Source organism: Suttonella sp. R2A3 (genome assembly GCF_021513215.1).
GTDB lineage: Bacteria > Pseudomonadota > Gammaproteobacteria > Cardiobacteriales > Cardiobacteriaceae > JAHUUI01.
Genome location: NZ_CP090975.1, coordinates 293843 through 312867, shown reverse-complemented (window position 1 = coordinate 312867; position 19025 = coordinate 293843). Strand labels below are relative to the sequence as shown.

At 47.5% G+C, this 19025-nt stretch carries 18 protein-coding genes; 9 read left to right on the top strand and 9 right to left on the bottom strand.

Annotated features, from left to right (window positions below):
* The first annotated feature begins 82 nt into the window (after window positions 1-82).
* The 3 genes from L0B52_RS01545 (at window position 83) to panD (ending at window position 2867) form a co-directional block, all read left to right on the top strand.
* Window positions 83-1852: a SulP family inorganic anion transporter gene (locus L0B52_RS01545; RefSeq protein WP_235064781.1), complete on the top strand. Its 1770-nt coding sequence runs from the start codon at window positions 83-85 to the stop codon at window positions 1850-1852.
* A gap of 137 nt (window positions 1853-1989) precedes the next feature.
* On the top strand, window positions 1990-2460 hold the full coding sequence (locus L0B52_RS01540) for a copper resistance protein NlpE (RefSeq protein ID WP_235064780.1): 471 nt from the start codon (window positions 1990-1992) through the stop codon (window positions 2458-2460).
* Between the two features lie 23 nt (window positions 2461-2483).
* Window positions 2484-2867 (top strand): aspartate 1-decarboxylase, encoded by a 384-nt coding sequence (gene panD, locus L0B52_RS01535; RefSeq protein ID WP_235064779.1) that lies wholly within the window; start codon window positions 2484-2486, stop codon window positions 2865-2867.
* Here panD and L0B52_RS01530 read toward each other — a convergent pair.
* The 6 genes from L0B52_RS01530 to xerD all read right to left on the bottom strand — a co-directional run bounded on the left by L0B52_RS01530 (window position 2802) and on the right by xerD (window position 9931).
* Window positions 2802-3776: a hypothetical protein gene (locus L0B52_RS01530; protein WP_235064778.1), complete on the bottom strand. Its 975-nt coding sequence runs from the start codon at window positions 3774-3776 to the stop codon at window positions 2802-2804. The genes panD and L0B52_RS01530 overlap by 66 nt on opposite strands.
* Window positions 3777-5372: a bifunctional peptide-methionine (S)-S-oxide reductase MsrA/peptide-methionine (R)-S-oxide reductase MsrB gene (gene msrAB / locus L0B52_RS01525; RefSeq protein WP_235064777.1), complete on the bottom strand. Its 1596-nt coding sequence runs from the start codon at window positions 5370-5372 to the stop codon at window positions 3777-3779.
* 180 nt (window positions 5373-5552) lie between these two features.
* Window positions 5553-7148, bottom strand: a complete 1596-nt coding sequence (pckA, locus tag L0B52_RS01520; RefSeq protein WP_235064776.1) for a phosphoenolpyruvate carboxykinase (ATP) — start codon at window positions 7146-7148, stop codon at window positions 5553-5555.
* 118 nt (window positions 7149-7266) lie between these two features.
* Window positions 7267-8232 carry a tRNA dihydrouridine(20/20a) synthase DusA gene (dusA, locus tag L0B52_RS01515; RefSeq protein ID WP_235064775.1) on the bottom strand — a complete coding sequence of 322 codons (966 nt, stop codon included), beginning with the start codon at window positions 8230-8232 and terminating at the stop codon, window positions 7267-7269.
* A complete protein-coding gene (locus L0B52_RS01510) occupies window positions 8232-8945 on the bottom strand; it encodes a thioredoxin fold domain-containing protein (protein WP_235064774.1) in 714 nt (237 codons plus the stop codon). Before L0B52_RS01510 ends, dusA begins: the two co-directional genes overlap by 1 nt.
* A 95-nt stretch (window positions 8946-9040) precedes the next feature.
* Window positions 9041-9931, bottom strand: a complete 891-nt coding sequence (xerD, locus tag L0B52_RS01505; protein ID WP_235064773.1) for a site-specific tyrosine recombinase XerD — start codon at window positions 9929-9931, stop codon at window positions 9041-9043.
* Between the two features lie 38 nt (window positions 9932-9969).
* Here xerD and L0B52_RS01500 point away from each other — a divergent pair, with 38 nt between their 5' ends.
* The 6 genes from L0B52_RS01500 (at window position 9970) to recF (ending at window position 16590) form a co-directional block, all read left to right on the top strand.
* Window positions 9970-11298 (top strand): Gldg family protein, encoded by a 1329-nt coding sequence (locus L0B52_RS01500; RefSeq protein WP_235064772.1) that lies wholly within the window; start codon window positions 9970-9972, stop codon window positions 11296-11298.
* Entirely contained in the window at window positions 11274-11720 is a 447-nt protein-coding gene (locus L0B52_RS01495) for a hypothetical protein (protein WP_235064771.1), read from the top strand. The genes L0B52_RS01500 and L0B52_RS01495 overlap by 25 nt, the downstream gene beginning before the upstream one ends.
* Window positions 11713-12537, top strand: a complete 825-nt coding sequence (mutM, locus tag L0B52_RS01490) for a bifunctional DNA-formamidopyrimidine glycosylase/DNA-(apurinic or apyrimidinic site) lyase (RefSeq protein ID WP_235064770.1) — start codon at window positions 11713-11715, stop codon at window positions 12535-12537. The genes L0B52_RS01495 and mutM overlap by 8 nt, the downstream gene beginning before the upstream one ends.
* A gap of 146 nt (window positions 12538-12683) precedes the next feature.
* On the top strand, window positions 12684-13970 hold the full coding sequence (locus tag L0B52_RS01485) for an NCS2 family permease (protein WP_235064769.1): 1287 nt from the start codon (window positions 12684-12686) through the stop codon (window positions 13968-13970).
* 47 nt (window positions 13971-14017) lie between these two features.
* The gene (locus tag L0B52_RS01480) at window positions 14018-15520 is read left to right on the top strand and encodes a YifB family Mg chelatase-like AAA ATPase (protein ID WP_235064768.1); all 1503 of its coding nucleotides are present in this window, start codon (window positions 14018-14020) and stop codon (window positions 15518-15520) included.
* The gene (gene recF, locus L0B52_RS01475) at window positions 15517-16590 is read left to right on the top strand and encodes a DNA replication/repair protein RecF (RefSeq protein ID WP_235064767.1); all 1074 of its coding nucleotides are present in this window, start codon (window positions 15517-15519) and stop codon (window positions 16588-16590) included. The genes L0B52_RS01480 and recF overlap by 4 nt, the downstream gene beginning before the upstream one ends.
* Here recF and L0B52_RS01470 read toward each other — a convergent pair.
* The 3 genes from L0B52_RS01470 to rpiA are packed head-to-tail and all read right to left on the bottom strand — an operon-like array spanning window position 16587 to window position 19015.
* Window positions 16587-17438 carry an alpha/beta fold hydrolase gene (locus L0B52_RS01470; protein WP_235064766.1) on the bottom strand — a complete coding sequence of 284 codons (852 nt, stop codon included), beginning with the start codon at window positions 17436-17438 and terminating at the stop codon, window positions 16587-16589. The genes recF and L0B52_RS01470 overlap by 4 nt on opposite strands.
* Window positions 17439-18359, bottom strand: a complete 921-nt coding sequence (locus tag L0B52_RS01465; RefSeq protein ID WP_235064765.1) for an L-lactate dehydrogenase — start codon at window positions 18357-18359, stop codon at window positions 17439-17441. It abuts the gene before it with no gap.
* Window positions 18359-19015, bottom strand: a complete 657-nt coding sequence (gene rpiA / locus L0B52_RS01460; protein ID WP_235064764.1) for a ribose-5-phosphate isomerase RpiA — start codon at window positions 19013-19015, stop codon at window positions 18359-18361. The genes L0B52_RS01465 and rpiA overlap by 1 nt, the downstream gene beginning before the upstream one ends.
* Between the last annotated feature and the right edge of the window lie 10 nt (window positions 19016-19025).

The window sequence follows — 19025 nt, the reverse complement described above, 5'->3', positions numbered from 1 at the left end:
CCTGAATTTTTGTTTCTGGTCCTCTATACCTCCTTTGTTTGCTACGCTATAATATTAAGCGAACTTAATAATAAGCCCTGTCATGTTTAGCACCGTCCGTGAGGTTGTTTTAACTTATCTCTGGCGCATCATCAGCTTGCTGTTTCCGATGCGTTTTTGGATTAATCGTGTCAATCCCAGCAACCTTCAGGCCGATTTTTGGGCAGGATTAACCGGTGCTGTGATGGTGTTACCGCAAGGTATTGCCTTTGCCCTTATTGCAGGTCTTCCCCCTGAATTTGGTTTATACAGTGCGATTGTTGTCCAGCTGCTTGCTGGATTTTTTGGTTCTTCGTGGCATATGGTCACAGGCCCTACAGTTGCGCTTTCGATCGTCATTCCAAGTATTGTCGCCCCGTATGCGGTGATTGGCAGTCCACAATATATCGGTATGACGCTAACACTCATGTTTATTGTTGGCATCATTCAATTAGGCTTTGGGATATTCCGTCTTGGTGGTTTGGTTAATTTTATTTCTCATACAGTAATTATCGGCTTTACCGCTGGCGCTGGAACATTGATTATCTCTAGCCAACTACCAACGATATTAGGGATTACCCTGCCAAGGGGTTTAAGCTTTTTTGAAAAATGGACGATTATTTTCGAGAAAAGCGCTGTTTTTCATACCCCAAGCATGATTATTGCCGCTGTGACGGTTATTACAGCCATTTGGGTGCGTCGTTATCGACGTAAATGGCCGCATATGTTGTTGGGTTTGATGGCTGGTATGCTCGCGGGACTGATTCTTAAAGCCCCGGAAAATGGCGTGGAGATGCTTGGTGCATTACCGGCCTCGATGCCGCAAATGGTATTCCCGGATATAAATTTTTACCTTTTTTCCGAGTTGCTCCCTTCTGCGTTTGCCCTAGCGCTGTTAGGCTTAATTGAAGCAGTCTCGATTGCGCGCTCTATTTCTGTACGTTCACACCAACGTATTGATGGTAATCAGGAATTCTTTGGTCAGGGCTTGGCTAATATGGTGGGAAGCTGTTTTTCATGCTATGTCGGCTCAGGTTCCTTTAGCCGCAGTGCGCTCAATTATGATAGTGGGGCAAAAACACCGCTTTCGCTGTTAGCGACTTCCTTAATCGTTATTTTGGTTTTGTTATTTATTCCTAAAGTAACCCACTACTTACCCCTACCAGCAATGGCTGGTGCGATTATTCTAGCCGGTTATAACCTGTTTGATTTCAAACATATCGGCTTGATTGCCAAAACTAGCCGAAATGAGCTGACCATCATTACAGTAACTTTTTTATCAACGTTATTGCTCGATCTGGAATTTGCTATTTATGCCGGGGTTATTTTGTCGCTAATTCTCTATCTACAGAAAACCTCACATCCAAAAGTCACCCTGGTGGATTTTTCATCGGTTTATGAACTTGAAGGTGAAGAAAAACAAACTGATGTGCACCGTAACCCCCCTGTTACGGTTATCCGCTTGGATGGTTCGTTATTTTTTGGCGCGGTTGATCATGTACAAACCCGTTTGGCAGAGTTATCAACCAATCAACGATGGCTCAATGTGGTGATCTTGGCTGAAGGGGTTAATATCATTGATATCGCAGGTATTGAGGCGCTACTTAACGAACGCAATAAACTGCAAAAACGCGGTGGTGATTTATATATCATTGGCTTGAAAACGCATGTGCGTAATAAATTACGTAAAAGCCCGTACTGGCAACGCCTAGGTGGAAAAAAACACCTACACGAAAGTACCTATATTGCGTTTCGTGAGATCTGTAAAGACTTGGAAATCGATAATTATCGGCAATATATGAAACATTTGTTTAAAGATTACAACAAGCTATAGACATAAGCCCGATAACCCATAAATCTTTTGAAAATCATCTCACTTCATGACCAATAAATAAACCGAGAAGCTTGCATTTTATGTGTCTAAACCGCAAAATAGCGCACGTTTCCAACGTCTTCAGACTGACAGAATTTATGAAATCAACACAAAAACTCGTGACCATCATCGCCCTGCCATTGATGCTGAGCGCCTGTATCAGCTTTGGTGGCAATAGCCAATCACAAGAGCGCGCACCGATTACACAAGCGAGAACACAAGTTCAATGGCCTGGTACGTACCAAGGCGTTTTACCTTGTGGTGCTAATTGCGATGGCGTAGCAACGATGCTGGTTTTATATCCGGATCAACGCTATGTTCTGCGCTCACGCCGCCTGGGACAAGATATTAAAGACGTCATCAAAGAAGGACGCTTCAGCTGGATGGAAGATAATAGCCATATCCGCCTCAGCCATAGCGATAAAACCGGTATTATCGATTACATTCGCGTGCAGCGTGATGCTCTGGAATTACTCACCCCAGAAGGTCAAGTGATTGCTAGCGACTCGCCTGATGCCTTCCGTTTGAAGCGCACCAGTGGCGTACCTGCCCCACTACCAACGATTTAAGAACAATCATAACCAAGCAAACTATGTTACTGACCATGATGAAAGGCAAGCTCCACCGCGCAACGGTGACGCAAGCCGACCTTCATTACGAAGGCTCTATTACTGTCGATCAAGATTTACTTGATGCGGCGGGCATTCTCGTACATGAACAAGTCGATGTGCTCGATATTGATAACGGCAACCGCCTGACCACCTATACCATTCCTGGTGAGCGAGGCAGCGGCGTGATCGGGATTAATGGTGCTGCGGCGCGATTAGTCAGTCCTGGCGATAAAGTGATTATTATTGCTTATGTGCAAATGGATGAACAAGCGGCGAAAGCGCACGAACCCAACGTCGTATTACTTGATGATGACAATCATCCGGTAACCATCAATCATCAATCTGGCGCGGCTTTTCCTTCCTGAGATTGACGCCACAGCCTTGCAATAATCGGCATCATATACGTGGGTAATTGCAGCGCACCAATCAGTGGCAAAAAAGACCGTGTCGAGATAGGTACCTGCAATGGTAAGGGTCAGCAAGACATTACGGCTGCCGCTCGCTATCGCTGCGGGAATCGCTTCATCCAGCCCTTCACGTCGATAGATAAAAAACCCTAAAATACAGGTACCAAAGCAGATCACTGAAGCAATGGCCAACAGGATCAAACCATATTGCCAGTCAGTGTTGACGGAGTGACGAAAACCAGCGACCAGTCCGAATGGAAAGGTAAACACCAGGATTACCGCAATCTGTGAGACTTTCGGGTAAATGCGTTCAAGGATATGTTCATTAACATACTGACGAATGAACCCAGCGAGAAGGATTGGCCCACCGATGAAAATCAATAACCGCTGCGTGTAAACCCCAAAATCAATGCGGCTATCGGGTGCGGCAAACAGCCAGAGCACGACTAACAGAATCACTGGCATGATAATCGTTGCTGCAATCGTATAGGCCATCGCTTGTAACGCGTCATACCCAATCGATTTGACCAAAGCACTGGTGGCAAAGAGCGGCGCGGTTGCGGTTGTTGCTGCAATTGCTAACAGTAATGCACCACGTGCGCCCAATAGATAGGCAAGCCCCGTACAAAAAACGCACATTAATCCCGTTTGCAGCAGCGCAAATAACCAAGGTCTGGGTGAAGCCATCCGTCTGAGTAATTGACGTTGATTGATGCCAAGTAAGGTAAAAAACATCAAGAAAAAGAGAAAATACGGCAGTGTTGGCAATAACATTTGCGATAAATCTGGGAATATAAAACCCAAGATACAGCATGCTACCATCACGATTGGCCCATGGTGGGCCAACCACTGGATCAGTTTTGACACTTAGTGTACGCCTTCACCGCGCACGACTGCGGCTTTCAAATGCCCATAGCCTTCTTGATCCATGTTTGCTAATGACACAAAACGCAAGCTTGCGCCATTAATGCAATAGCGTAAGCCACCGGCTTCTTGAGGACCATCGGTAAAGACATGTCCTAAATGCGCATCAGCCACCCGACTACGCACTTCAACGCGCTTCATATTATAAGAATTATCTTCATGTTCCGTGACCACTTCGCCGACGATTGGGCGACTGAAACTGGGCCAGCCACAGCCAGAATCATATTTATCGGCAGAGCTGAATAAAGGTTCACCACTCACGACATCGACATAAATACCCGGCTCAAACAGATCATCGTATTCATGGCTAAACGCACGTTCTGTGGCGCTATTTTGGGTGATATCAAAGGCCATCGCGCTTAAGCGTTGACGCAGTTCAGCCTCATCTGGTTTTTTATAACGCGTGGGATCAACATTCACTGACTGATTGTGATCTTGAGCCTTTTCAGCATGACTTTCTTCTTTGCTCAATGGAATATCGGCCTTACTGACATCGATATGACAATAGCCATTAGGGTTCTTTGCGAGATAATCTTGATGATAAGCTTCTGCTTCATAAAACCCATCTAGCTGCTCATTTTCAACCACAATCGGCTTTTCGTATTTACTTTGTTCTTGTTTAATCGCCTGTGCAATGATGGATTCATCACTCGCATCGGTGTAATAAACCCCTGTGCGGTATTGTGTGCCCCGATCATTCCCCTGCTTATTTAAGCTGGTCGGATCGATCACGCGGAAATAATATGCCAAAATTTCTGAAAGATTGAGGCGATCGGTATCGTAAGTTACCGCAACGGTTTCCGCATGGCCTGTATTGCGACGCACGACATCTTCGTAACTAGGGTTCTCCGTATCGCCGTTTGCATAGCCAGAAACGGCATCAACAACCCCAGGAATACGCTCAAAATAGGCTTCTAAACCCCAAAAACAGCCGCCGGCAAGATAGATGGTTTTGGTATTCATGACTTTTTGCTCTCCTTTGGGTTTGCTGGGCTGGTAGAACTCGTCTTTATAACCAATCTCAGCATTTGGGTCAATCAATAACACTTTTGCTTGAGTGTGGGTGATATTGCCTTTAACCACGCGCAACAAAACCCCATCAGCATCAAATAATGCCCAGCTAGGATACACACCAATACCAAGCTCACGCGCAATCGCCCCACCATCATCGATTAACACCGGCAAATCAGGATAAGACAAACCTTGATACCAAGTGCGAAACTCTGCGGGTGGCATTTCAGAGAGATAATCTGGGGAAGCTACACTGACAATATTCGCAGCACCAAGACTGCCATCTTGTCGCCAGGTTTGCGTTTCTTCTAACGTTGCTAAACACAGCGGACACCAGCTTGCCCAAAATTTAACTAAGGTAGGCTTGCGTTCATCCCAATAGCCTTGCATCTCGTTCGCTTCTGGCAAGGCTTGTAGCCGCGCTGCGGCATCATGCGGCAGCAATTCCTGTTTACCTGTAGCGGCCACCAGCTCTTTACCGAATAATAACCCGATACTCAGCATCAATACTAAACGTAGGATCCGCATAATGCACTCTCCGTCAAAAGGATTTTCCAGTGTAGCTTAATTAGTGGTCGAGTTAATAAAAAATTTTGTTAAGAAACGCATAATATCGCTAAAAAACAGGATCACTAATTGCTGATATATGGGTCTGTAGGCATAAAAAAAAGCGCTGCAAGCAGCGCTTTAAGGTTTTGATTTATATCATTACAAGATTTTTGGTGCAGCGGCTTTGATATCATCGGCAGCCTGCGCACTATATTTCTCAAAGTTCTGATTGAACATTTCAGCAAGCTGGTTGGCTTGCATCTCATAAGCCGCTTTATCAGCCCAGGCGTTATGCGGATCTAAAATCTCATCTGGCACATTGCTGCATTTCGTGACAATACTGAAGCCAAAGCGCGGGTCTTGTTGGGTTGGTGCATGCGCGAGCTCACCTTTGTTAATCGCATCAATAATCGCGCGCGAATATTTAAGCTTGATACGTGAGCCGACGCCATAAGCGCCACCAGACCAGCCGGTATTCACCAACCACACATTCACTTGATGTTGTTGGATTTTTTCAGCCAATAATTCCGCGTATTTGGTTGGATGCCAAACCATAAATGGTGCGCCAAAACACGCAGAGAATGTTGCTTGTGGTTCGGTAATGCCCACTTCTGTACCGGCCACTTTAGCGGTGTAACCAGAGATAAAGTGGAACATCGCCTGTGCTGGGGTGAGTTTAGCCACTGGTGGTAACACACCAAACGCGTCACAGGTGAGGAAAATCACATCGCTTGGCTGTCCGGCTACACAAGGAATACGCGCATTAGGAATATGCTCAATTGGATAACTGCCACGGGTGTTTTCGGTGATCGAAATATCGGTGTAGTCCACCACATGCTCTTCGTCATAAACCACATTTTCCAGCACGGCGTTAAATTTCAACGCGCGGAAAATATCCGGTTCTTTTTCTTCAGAGAGATCGATGACTTTAGCGTAACAGCCGCCTTCGATGTTAAATACGCCCTGGTTGGTCCAAACGTGTTCATCATCACCAATCAACTCACGATTAGGATCCGCTGATAAGGTGGTTTTACCCGTACCGGATAAACCAAAGAGGATGGCTGAGCGAGCCGCGCCCGTTTCAGCGGTCGCTGAACAGTGCATCGAAAGCTCACCTTTTAGCGGCATTAGATAATTCATGATCGTGAATACGCCTTTTTTCATCTCCCCGGCGTATTCTGTACCCAAAATAACCATTTCCTGATCTTCAAAAGACAATGAAACAGATGTTTCTGTGTTCACCCCTTCAACGCTGGTATCAGCTGGGCATTGCCCTGCGTTGTAGATCACATAATCAGGCTCGCCAAATTGATCAAGCTCTTCTGCGGTTGGGCGAATCAGCATATTGTGCATGAATAAGGCATGGTAGGCGCGGGTGGTGATCACACGAACTTTGATTCGATGAGCTTTATCCCAACCAGCAAAACCATCAAAGACATACATACGGTCTGATTGATCTAAGAATTTGACCGCAATCTCACGATTTCTCTGATGCGATGCTTGAGGGAAAGGTATGTTGATGTCGCCCCACCAGATATTGTCTTTAGAAGGCGCTAACTCAACCACACGTTTGTCATTCGGCGAACGCCCGGTTTTTTCACCAGAGAAGGCAATTAAAGCGCCAGTTGAAGAAATTACTGACTCACCACCACTGCGTAGCCCTTCTCTGTAAAGTTTTGCTGGAGGAAGGTTGCGCATCGCAATGGTGTTGATGCCATAAGGTGATAAGTCTATGGTGTGACGAGATAAGGTCATTTCATTCCCTTTTAATCGGAGTAAAGATGGAAACATTATCGTAACAAAAAAACCTTATCAGCGCAGCATCTTTAACTCAATCATGCGGGAATTTAGCCGGGTTTTATCATCATATTGCCTAATGATTGCGTATTGCAACTACCGCCCTATCCCATACCTCTATACCGGCATCGTGCGCTCGTGCTTCTTCGCTTAAAATTCTTCGGAATTGGCGTGCACCAGGTCGCCCAGAAAATAGACCAAGCATGTGGCGGGTGAAATAGGTTAATGGAAGTTGATTAGCCAGCCCTTCCACCATTTGTTTTCGCAGACGAGGCAAAACGTCTGATAATTGATGGGCATTTGCGCCATAAAGTGTATCAACATCGAGTAAAAGCTCAGGCTGTTGATAGGCTGCTCGACCAAGCATCACCCCATCTAAGTATTGCAGATGTTCTTTAGCGTCGGTGATTGAGTTGATACCGCCGTTGAGTATGATGGTCAGTTCGGGAAATCGCGCTTTCAATTCATACACCAACTCATAATTAAGCGGTGGTATATCACGGTTCGCTTTCGGGCTGAGTCCATCAAGCCAAGCTTTGCGTGCATGGATGATAAACACCCGACACGCACTTTCGCTAGCTACTTGATCAACAAATGCTAATACATCCCGCTCATCTTGCTCATCGATCGCTAAGCGATGCTTAACCGTAACAGGGACATCACTCTCTTGCTGCATGGCGCTTAAACAACGAGCGACCAACGCTGGATCGTCCATCAAACAAGCACCAATACGGTTATTTTGCACGCGATCGCTTGGACACCCGACATTGAGGTTGATTTCATCATAACCATAGGGTTGGGCCAAACTTACTGCTCGAGCTAAATCATTCGGATCACCACCACCAAGCTGCAACGCAACCGGGTGTTCGTCCTCATAAAAGCGTAAATGGCGCGCTTGATCCCCATAGATAATCGCACCTGTGGTGACCATTTCGGTGTAGAGTCGGGCATGCGCGCTGAACTGTCGATGTAATAAGCGACATTCACGCGTGGTCCAATCGAGCATTGGCGCCACGCAGAACGTCCATCGCTTGTCGCTCATTAATTTTGTTCGATCGCTTCAAGGTCACGCAACAAGAGTTCAGGCTTGACCAGCCCACCAACCAAGGCGCCATTTTCTAAAATAAAGGCCGGTGTGCCGCGCACACCCATTTCCACGCCAAGCTTATATTGCTTTTCTACTGGCGCATCACAGCTCTTGGTTTTAACTTCACCACCAGCCATCGCGTCGGTGATTGCTTTTTGACGGTCTTTATCACACCAAACGCTAACTGCTTTTCTGTGTGAATCAGAGCCAAGACCGCCGCCTGGAAAAGCTAAATAGCGGACTTCAATCCCTTGTTCGGTGTAATCACTGATGTTCTTATGTAATAAGCGGCAGTATGGGCAATCCACATCGGTAAACACATTGACCACATGTTTGCTTTCTCCTTGCGCAGGAAAAATAATCATATCTTTGGGATCAGCAGAATCAAGCAGTGCTTTTCGTGCCGATTCGCGGTGTGCTTCGCTTAAGTTTTTGCGCGCATTTAAATCAATCATTTCACCCTGGAATAAATAATTCCCGTCTTCGCTGAGATAATATACTTCAGTGCCGACGTTGAAGCGATATAAGCCATCAACTGGTGTGGTATTAACTTCGCCAATCTCATAACGACTAAACGCTTCTTTGACCTGGTTGAGATTAGGTTCTGCGTAAGTTAAACCCATTGCGCTTAGCAAACAAGCAGCAGCGCTCATACGAAAAAAATGCATGTGTCATATCCTTGTCTATCGTGTTGGTTACTCATGATACTAATTGCCGCCAGCTTTACCATGACAAACCGACAATGTGTGTAGAAAAATCACCATTAAGCTCGTGGATGGTGCGCCTGATGAATCGCAGCCAAACGGGCTTCTGCAATATGAGTATAAATCTGTGTGGTTGATAAATCTGCATGTCCAAGCAGTAATTGTACCACTCTTAAGTCAGCACCATGGTTGAGTAAATGGGTGGCAAAAGCGTGACGCAAGGTATGCGGCGAAATGTTCTGACTGATTCCGGCAAGCGATGCATAATGTTTAATCCGATACCAGAACGCCTGGCGGCTCATCGCTCGACCCCGTGCGCTAAGGAATAAATTGTGATGACGCTTGCCATTGAGTAGCCGTGGACGCGCCCGCTCAGAGTAGTCAATCACGCTTTGTATGGCCGCCTCTCCCATCGGTACTAAGCGTTCCTTTGAACCCTTCCCCCAAACCCGCACAACCCCATCACTCAGCGACAAACTGCCTAACTCCAAGCCGACCAATTCGCTCACGCGCAGCCCACAGGCATAAAGTAACTCCAGCATCGCTTGATCACGTAATCCAATATCACTCTCTGTGTCCGGAGCAGCCAGTAACGCACTAACGTCTTCTTCGCTTAAGGTACTCGGCACACTACGGTGTTGTTTGGCTTTGCCAAGGGTTGCGACAGGATTATTCTCGCGGACTTTGCTGGCGATCAAAAAGTGGTAAAAACGTTTTAGGCTGGTGCGCATACGTGCTAAAGAACTGTTAGCACGACCCTGTTCGAGCAGTTGTGCGAACAGGAATTGTAGGTCATCTGCTGTGGCTTGAATGAGTTGTCCATCTGACAAGCATTTGTCTGCCTGCTGTAGATCGCTTTGATAAGCCGCAATCGTTGCATCACTCAAGCCATCTTGTAACCACAACTGGGTTAAAAATGCCTCAACATGTTTTTGGGTTTCGCAATTCATGCGCTTATTTTACAATATTCTTTTTTGTGTTGTGGATTATGCGCGCCATTATCAGAATTAGTTTATGGGGCTTTATGGTGATCAGCATGCTGGCTGGTGCCTGGCTTGCATTGTCTGATAACACGTATTGGCAGTTGCGCGATCAGCCACGCTGGCATTTCTCGCCAACCCAGCAACAAGCGCTTAAGCTCATAGAATCCCCGGTGGTGATTGAAGCGTATATCAGTAATCAACCTCCGTTACGACGCAGCATCAAAAACCTTGTATCCCCTTTAGATCAGCACATCGATGATCTATCGCTTAAATTTATCAACCCGCAAACCCATCCTGTGGATGTACAAAAGCGCAATATCACCCGAGAAGGCCAGCTTTATATCAGCATCAATGAACGTGGTACACGTGTTGATATACCCTCACCTTCGACTATTCTTGAAGCAATCATTGGCTTATTACCCCAAGTCTCACAACAAGCCATTCATCTCCAAGGCCACGGAGAGCGCGCTTTTTTAACCGACGTTGCGGGCTCTTGGCAGGCGAGTTACCAGCAGTTGCAAGCGCGCGGTGTAGTATTAGCTGCCATTGACCCTAATAAACACGACATACCAGTTAATACGGATTTACTCGTTATCGCCGATCCTGACGCCGCTTCGCTCGATGCTGCCGATGAGGTACAAAGCTATTTACAACAAGGCGGTAACCTACTCTATACCACCGATCAACAGCAAGCCTATTTACCCACTTGGCTTGAAACGCTCAGTGGCTTAAGCGTTTTACCCGGTATTGTGGTCGATGCTAATGCCAAGCAGTATGGATTGGAAGATCCTTCCTGGTTGGTGATTGAATTACTCGGTGATCATCCCATGGTTAATCGTTTAGAACAGGCGCCTCTGTTACCCCAATCGGTGGCGTTCAGCGTGAATCATGAAGCCACAAACGGCTGGCAGCGCAGCGTCTTGCTCTATAGTTCCGAAAACAGCTGGAATGAAACTACGCTAGAAACAAATTCCTCACGATTAGATGATGATGAACAACGTGGGCCTTTGGCGGTAGGTTGGCTGTTAGAGCGTCCTTACGAAGAGCGCACACAATACATCGTGATTTTAGGTGATAGCGACAGTTTTCAAGCCCAATATCGAGGACTCGCCGGTAACAGGGCATTCCATGAACAGCTGTTTTCTGCGCTATTACCAAAAACGCTCGCACAACAAAGCACACTGCCCCCCTTATCTGATCAATTCATCACTTTGAGCCAACGCTATCTCTATATTATCGCTGGTCTGTTGCTATTTGCTCTGCCAGCTATTGGCACAATAGCTTATGTGTTTTATCGCCGGAGGATGCGTTGTCGCTATCATCACGCTGGCTAGTCGTGTGGTTTATTATCACCTTAATTTTAGGCTCAATCCTTTTTTGGCAATACCGACAGGCACAGCCAGGTTTTCCACGCGTTGTTGATTCATTGTCAATCAATGGTTTGCAATTAAAAAATAACCAGCAACGCTGGCAGGCTGCTTCTGCTGAAATCAGTGATGCCCAGCAGCAACTGATCAATACCTGGTTGCACGATTTACGCCAAGGTTGTCAGAAGCTCGCCACAAGCGAACAAATAGCTGATGATACGCTGCAGTTAACTTTTGCATTAAACCAACGTAATTATGCCTTTGGTGGCTATAACCCACTACTTAATGCACACTATCTTTATTACGATGGGCAGACTTATCTCTGCCAAGCCGGACTTAAACCCCGCTTAGAAAACGCCAACACACTTTGGATAACCCCCGATGCCTGAATTACCTGAGGTTGAAACTACCCGCCGTGGATTAATGCCCTTGCTCAACCAGCGCCGGATTAAAGCGATAGCCGTACGTCATACCGCGTTACGTCACCCTATCGACGAACCTGCCTTGCACGGCTTAGAAGGTTTATCTTTTTGCGAAATTGAACGTCGCGCTAAATATCTAATCATCCATACCACGGATAAAACGCGTAGTCTGCTGATCCATCTTGGTATGTCGGGGAGTTTACGGGTGAATCCCCTGGATGCACCGCTAAAAAAGCATGATCATATTATTATTGAGTTAGATAACGCGCATAGCTTGCGTTATCACGACCCTAGACGCTTTGGACAATTTAGCCTGATTAACCCCGAAAACCCACCTGCTTATCTTGAGCGCCTGGGTGTTGAACCTTTAGATGAGGCGTTTAACGCCGAGTATTTGTTTACACAATGTCAGCGCCGGCGTATCGCCATTAAAGCGTTAATCATGGATCAAAAAGTGGTCGTTGGCGTAGGCAATATCTATGCTAATGAAGCGCTCTTTTTCAGCAAAATACACCCGGCAAACCCTGCCCGATCTCTATCTAAACAGGCTATTGCGCGATTGTGTGCAGAGATCAAGCAGGTATTACTTGCCGCGATTGCCCAAGGCGGTACCACGTTACGTGATTTTTTACACAGCGATGGGCGTGGTGGCTATTTTCAACAAACCTTGGCAGTCTATGGCAAGCATGGCCAGCCTTGCCCGAACTGTCAACGCACACTTGAACATGCGGTTATTGGCGGGCGTAGCAGCTTCTTTTGTCTACACTGCCAACCAAAGTTATAACAACCGCAATATTGATTAAATAAGGCATTTTCTATCACGAGGAAATCTGACTTTTACACGTTTATTACTAAGCTCAGCTTATCAATAAAACCACCCCTTTTACTGGTTTTTGCGTATAATTATTAACTTTTTGCAAGGGGAAAACCATGCTTGAAAAGCTCTTCGGTCTGCGTGCGCACGGCACAACGCTGAAAACCGAACTCATCGCCGGCTTTACCACATTCCTAACCATGGCCTACATCATTTTCGTCAATCCTGACATCTTAAGCCAGGCAGGGATGGACTTTGGTGCGGTGTTTGTTGCGACGTGTCTCGCAGCAGCCATTGGTTGTTTCATTATGGGTTTTTATGCAAATTTACCGATAGCACTCGCGCCTGGCATGGGCTTGAATGCCTTTTTCACCTACTCTGTGGTGCTTGGCATGGGGCACACTTGGCAAGTGGCGCTTGGCTGCGTTTTTCTTTCCGGTGTAGCGTTTTTACTCATCAGTATTTTCAAAATCCGCGAATGGTTGATTAACGCGATCCCCCATACCTTAAAGAAAGCCATAGCGGCTGGTATTGGTGCATTCCTCGCCTTAATCGCTTTAAAAAATGCTGGAGTAATTGTCGCCAACCCAGCCACATTCGTTGCCCTTGGTGATATTGTGAGCTATGGGCCTGCAATGATGATCTTGTGCTTTTTCTTGATCATTGGTTTTGAGCGGCATCGCCTGCCCGGTGGTGTTATGCTCGCTATTTTGCTGGTTTCTCTCCTTGGTTTGCTCACTGGACACAGCGAATTCCATGGTGTGGTGTCTGCGCCACCATCCGTGATGCCCACTTTGATGCAACTTGATATTCTGGGCGCATTCGACGCAGCGATGATCAGTGTGATTTTCGCCTTTTTCTTTGTCGATTTGTTCGACACCACCGGTACCATTATTGGGGTAACCGAAAAAGCGGGCTTGAGTAAAGAAGGGAAAATTCCCAACCTCAAACAAGCTTTACTCGCCGATAGTGGCGCCACGTTAATTGGTGCAGGCTTAGGGACTTCTAATACCACCAGTTATATCGAAAGCACTTCTGGAGTTGCTGCTGGTGGACGTACCGGTCTCACCGCAGTCGTCGTTGGTGTGCTCTTTATTTTGTGTATCTTCTTTTCACCACTTGCCGGCATGGTGCCAGCCTACGCAACTGCTGGAGCGATTTTCTACGTCGCTATTTTGATGATGTATACCTTAGCCGACATTCACTGGGATGATTTAAGTGAAGCAGCACCTGTTGCGGTCACCTTTTTGATGATGCCGCTGACCTTTTCGATCGCTGAAGGAATTACGCTCGGCTTTATTACCTTTACGATTGCGAAATTAGTCACCGGCCGGTGGCGCGAACTCAATATCGCTGTGTGGGTATTGACCATTGTATTGCTTGCTCGGTTGGTGTTGATCTAGGCAAAACGTTATAATCAAGGCATGATTGTTACACTGCCTGATTTACCATGTCGTTAGCGAGTATCTATTCACGCGCACCGTTATCGCTTGATGCGCCATTGGTGCGTGTGGAAGTCCATCTTGCTAATGGCTTACCGCAGTTGGCATTAGTTGGCCTGCCGGAGAAAGCGGTCAAAGAAAGTAAAGACCGCGTACGCGCAGCGATCATCAACAGCGGTTTCGAATTTCCACAAAAACGCATCACCATATCGCTTGCCCCTGCTGATTTACCCAAAGACGGCGCCCGCTATGATTTAGCGATTGCTCTAGGTATTCTTGCCGCCTCAGGGCAAATCCCAACCGCAAATTTAGAGCACTATGAATGGCATGGGGAATTAGCCTTATCAGGCGCGTTGCGCAGTGTGCGGGGTGTCTTGCCTTGCGCACTAGCTGCTTATGATGCTCAGCGTTTGATTGTTGTACCAAAAGCTAATGCCCATGAAGCAGCACTGGTTGCCGAAGATCAGGTACGACCGGCACACAGCTTAGCGCATATCGCCGCCATTTTGCATGGTCAACAAGACTGGTTAAGTCAACCACAGCGCGGCCTCGAGGCGACAACACCTTATCCTGATTTCAGTGATGTTATTGGCCAGCAACAAGCCAAACGCGCGTTACTCATTGCTGCAGCCGGTGCGCATCATGTGTTACTTAGTGGTCCGCCCGGTACCGGTAAATCAATGCTTGCTCAACGCTTTCCCGGTATTTTACCAACCATGACGCGCGAAGAAGCGATCACCAGTGCAGCGATTCGTTCGATTTCTCAACAAGGTTTTGATGCTTCATGCTGGCAATTACGCCCCTATCGTGCGCCGCATCATAGCAGCTCGGCAACCGCGCTGGTTGGTGGCGGCAGTATGCCACAGCCAGGGGAAATTTCTTTAGCGCACAATGGGGTGTTATTTCTCGATGAGCTGCCGGAGTTTGAGCGTCGCGTATTAGAAATGCTACGCGAACCGCTGGAAAATGGACATATCACGATTTCACGTGCGTTGATGAAAAGCGATTTTCCCGCGCGTTTTCAGCTGATCGCCGCGATGAACCCCTGCCCTTGTGGCTATTATGGCGATCATGAACGCGCCTGCAGCGACACACCGGATCAAGTCGTGCGCTACCGCCAGCGCATTTCGGGGCCTCTGCTTGATCGTATTGATTTATTGATCCATGTTGCGCGCTACACCCCGGAACAGCTGCGTGCTGATACCGCGCCGCAGCAAAATAGCGCAACATTACGCACACAGGCTGAAGCAGCGCGAATGCGACAAATCGCGCGTCAAGGCTGCACCAATGCTCAGCTGACCGGCAAGGCGCTTGATGCACATTTACACGCCGCCCCCGCAGTCTTTAGTTTGATGGATCGGGCAGCCGCACAAATGCAGCTATCGATGCGCGCTTATCATCGCTTGCTCAAAGTCGCGCGCACGATTGCCGATTTAGAAGGATCAGCGCTTATCGCGCCAACTCACGCAGCAGAAGCGCTACAATATCGCGGTTGGAATGGATCTGCATGAGCCGAATTGACTCGTTGAAGATTGAAGGGTTGCGCAACCTTCGCCAAACAGAACTCACCGCTCATCCGCATATTAATCATATCTATGGGGATAATGGCGCGGGCAAAACAGCCTTACTCGAAGCTTTATATATTCTCGGGCGTGGTAAATCTTTTCGCAGCACACAAACGCGGCACTTAATCACCCACGATCATGAGTATTATCGCTTAATTGCGCGCCTGATCCGTGGTGAAGACAGCCATCTTTTGGGGATTGAAAAAGCGGCTAAATCGCACAGAATTCGCTTGGACGGTGAAGACGTACGCACCTTGAGTGCTCTTGCCAACCTGGTGCCGATTCAGATTGTGAACAGCGATCATTTTGCATTAATTGATCAAGGACCAGAATTTCGCCGACGTTTCCTGGATTTTGGGTTATTTTATGATGACGAAGCATTTTTACCAACCTGGCAACGCTACCAACACGCGCTAAAAAACCGTAACGCCGCGTTGCGCGATGACTGGGATGATACGCATATCCTGCCGTGGCATGGCCTGCTTGCCCAAGCGGCAGAAGCCATTGACATACAACGGAGCAATTATTTGCAGCGTTTAGAAGAAGCGCTCAATCTCTTTCACCAACAACTTGGTGGCTTGCAAACCATCCACATGACCTACCACCGTGGCTGGCATGCACAAACGCCACTAAAAACGTTATTAGATACCCATCTCATTCGAGACAGAATGCTCAAGCATACCCGAGATGGCATTCATCGCGCGGATATTCGCTTTTTTTGTGATGGTCATGATGTGGCGCATCATTTTTCGCGCGGGCAGCAGAAAACGCTGATCTGCGCACTCATTTTAGCGCAGGCAAAATTAATTGCTGAACGTGGCGGCACGCACCCAATTATGTTAATTGATGATATAGCAGCCGAACTCGATGAGCAGCGTCAACAATTGCTGCTAAGCTTTTTAATCGATAGTGGCGCGCAATTATTTATTACCTCAATCAACAATGAACCCATCTTTACGGATCATGATCACGCGCGTTTTCAACTGTGTGACGGTCAGATTATCACACAAGATTAATCCGCAGAATCTGCTGCGTTAATTAGTTGTGCACACGCGTGTGGCGCCTCCAACGGTAATAAATGACCAAAGTGTGGGTCAACGGTCCATTGATTGGGGAGCACAAATTGACCCCACCGCTTCCTCACTTTGTCGCTTAAAAACATCGACGGTTTGCCGCTGATAATATGATACGGCACGGTGAGGCTTTTTAAAGCGGATTCAATACACGGTGTGCCATGATAATTCGCAACCTCTTGCTCGGGTGGGAAACGCAGTGTGAAGCCGTCTTGAGTGGCGCACAACGAAGCATGGGCAAAATGGGCCAAATCTTCATCATTAAAGCGCCGGAAAGCGCGGTGGCTGCGTAGCTCTTTTTGATACGCTTCGATGCTTGGCCAAATGCTTTGCTTAGCCAGCGCCCCTTTAAACGGTTCAAAATGATTTTTAAACCAAACCGGTAGTGCTGGGATCCAGCGAGCCTGCCACGGAGTAAAACTCACCGGTTCAATGAGGATCAAGCGACTAAATAGGTCAGGACGTTGACTTGCGGCGATCACTGTCGCACTCGCACCTTGTGAATGCCCCATGCCCACTACCGGTTGATCAGTGGTTTGCTCTAAAAATGCGATCAATAACTCGGCATCTTCTTTTCTGGTAAATGCTCGCTTTGGCACTGGCGGCTTTGACCACAAACCTCGCATCGCCAAACTGATAAAATGATAATCGTGCTGTAAGGCATGAATTAACGGTAGATAAGCGGCAAAAAGAAAACCATTTCCACCATAGAAATGCGCTTTCTCGCCACTGCTGCCCCAGCTATGATAATGTGCTGATTGTGACTCAAGCGTGATTTGATGGGTGTGCAATTAGTGTCCCTCAATAGCCTCTTGCGTATTGCGTAATAACCGCGCACTTTCTTGTATTGCCTGGCGCTCTGTATCAGACAAGTCGGGGGTGACCGTATGTACGATACCATCTTCGCCTAACACACGTGGCAACGACAAACACACGCCATATTCGCTCGGGCCGCTCAGCGTGTATACCCCACGCCCATCACGCAATATACCATCAACAATCTTCATCACTGCCGCGCCAATACCATAATACGTCGCTTTTTTACCAGCGATGATCATTGCCGCTGCACTGCGCACTTTGTCCTCAATCACGCCGCGTTGTTGATGATTCCAGCTGACGCCCAGTGTTTTCATAAACTCAGCAATATTGGTTCCGGCTATTCGTGCACTATCCCAGCACAGCACCGAAGAATCGCCATGTTCACCAAGCACATTGGCGTGAATATAACGCGCGGCAACCCCGCATTCTCGTCCAATCAACTCACGCATTCGTGCGGTATCAAGCAGTGTACCTGTGCCCAAAACACGTTCTGGGTGAGGATGCAGATTACGCGTAATATCCGTCATGATATCGACAGGATTGGTCGCCACCACAACCACCGCCTGTGGCGCCACCCGGACAATCTCTGGCACAACGCGGGCAAAGATCGCCGCATTACGGGCAAGCAGCGCTAAACGCGATTCTCCCGGCTGCTGATTAACCCCTGCGGCAATCACCACCACTTTAGCGCCGCGCAAACCATCGTAATCACCAGAGCGAACCCGTGTTGTGCCGCTAAGCGCAGCAGCATGCGCGATATCAGCGGTTTCAGCGCGCGCACGCTCAGTATGAGCGTCAATCAGCAATAATTCATTACATATTCCCTGCAATGCTATAGCATAAGCAGAAGTCGCACCGACAAAGCCCGTACCAACAATACCTACTTCCGTCATTATTGCACGTCAATCTCGCCATTGGCACGCGATAAAATCAGCACATCAGCGGCTTGCCGGGCAAAAATACCATTGGTTACTACTCCAGCGATATTATTAATCTCAGCTTCTAAAGCATAAGGGTCACTAATACGCAGGTGATGCACATCGATAATCCAGTTGCCATTATCAGTGACCACCCCTTCACGCCAACGCGGTTCCCCACCAAGAGCAAGTAACGCACGACCCACTAAGCTCCGCGCCATCGGGATCACTTCCACTGGCAACGGAAAGCGCCCCAATACATCCACCGCTTTAGATTCATCAGCAATACAGATAAATTTTTTCGCCGCAGCGGCAACAATTTTCTCGCGGGTGAGCGCTGCGCCACCGCCTTTAATCATGTATTTATTGCCATCGATCTCATCGCAACCATCAACGTACACATCAACTGCGTCACAGGCGTTTAAATCGCGCACCTGATACCCTGCTGCCTTGAGCGCGGCCGTAGTTTCTTCAGAAGACGACACCACATCTTTAAATTGCAAACTGCTCTTGCCGAGTGCGGCGACAAATTTTAATACCGTTGAGCCGCTACCCACACCAAGCGTGATACCATCTTCTATCATTTCGAGTGCTTTATCGGCCGCTTTTTGTTTTAATAGATCCTGATTCATGTTTAAACTC

Excerpts from the sequence above, each read along its gene's own strand:
- L0B52_RS01545 (WP_235064781.1), top strand. The coding sequence starts at position 83 with ATGTTTAGCACCGTCCGTGAGGTTGTTTTAACTTATCTCTGGCGCATC.
- L0B52_RS01540 (WP_235064780.1), top strand. The coding sequence starts at position 1,990 with ATGAAATCAACACAAAAACTCGTGACCATCATCGCCCTGCCATTGATG.
- panD (WP_235064779.1), top strand. The coding sequence starts at position 2,484 with ATGTTACTGACCATGATGAAAGGCAAGCTCCACCGCGCAACGGTGACG.
- msrAB (WP_235064777.1), bottom strand. The coding sequence starts at position 5,372 with ATGCGGATCCTACGTTTAGTATTGATGCTGAGTATCGGGTTATTATTC.
- pckA (WP_235064776.1), bottom strand. The coding sequence starts at position 7,148 with ATGACCTTATCTCGTCACACCATAGACTTATCACCTTATGGCATCAAC.
- dusA (WP_235064775.1), bottom strand. The coding sequence starts at position 8,232 with ATGAGCGACAAGCGATGGACGTTCTGCGTGGCGCCAATGCTCGATTGG.
- L0B52_RS01510 (WP_235064774.1), bottom strand. The coding sequence starts at position 8,945 with ATGCATTTTTTTCGTATGAGCGCTGCTGCTTGTTTGCTAAGCGCAATG.
- xerD (WP_235064773.1), bottom strand. The coding sequence starts at position 9,931 with ATGAATTGCGAAACCCAAAAACATGTTGAGGCATTTTTAACCCAGTTG.
- L0B52_RS01500 (WP_235064772.1), top strand. The coding sequence starts at position 9,970 with ATGCGCGCCATTATCAGAATTAGTTTATGGGGCTTTATGGTGATCAGC.
- mutM (WP_235064770.1), top strand. The coding sequence starts at position 11,713 with ATGCCTGAATTACCTGAGGTTGAAACTACCCGCCGTGGATTAATGCCC.
- L0B52_RS01485 (WP_235064769.1), top strand. The coding sequence starts at position 12,684 with ATGCTTGAAAAGCTCTTCGGTCTGCGTGCGCACGGCACAACGCTGAAA.
- L0B52_RS01480 (WP_235064768.1), top strand. The coding sequence starts at position 14,018 with ATGTCGTTAGCGAGTATCTATTCACGCGCACCGTTATCGCTTGATGCG.
- recF (WP_235064767.1), top strand. The coding sequence starts at position 15,517 with ATGAGCCGAATTGACTCGTTGAAGATTGAAGGGTTGCGCAACCTTCGC.
- L0B52_RS01465 (WP_235064765.1), bottom strand. The coding sequence starts at position 18,359 with ATGACGGAAGTAGGTATTGTTGGTACGGGCTTTGTCGGTGCGACTTCT.
- rpiA (WP_235064764.1), bottom strand. The coding sequence starts at position 19,015 with ATGAATCAGGATCTATTAAAACAAAAAGCGGCCGATAAAGCACTCGAA.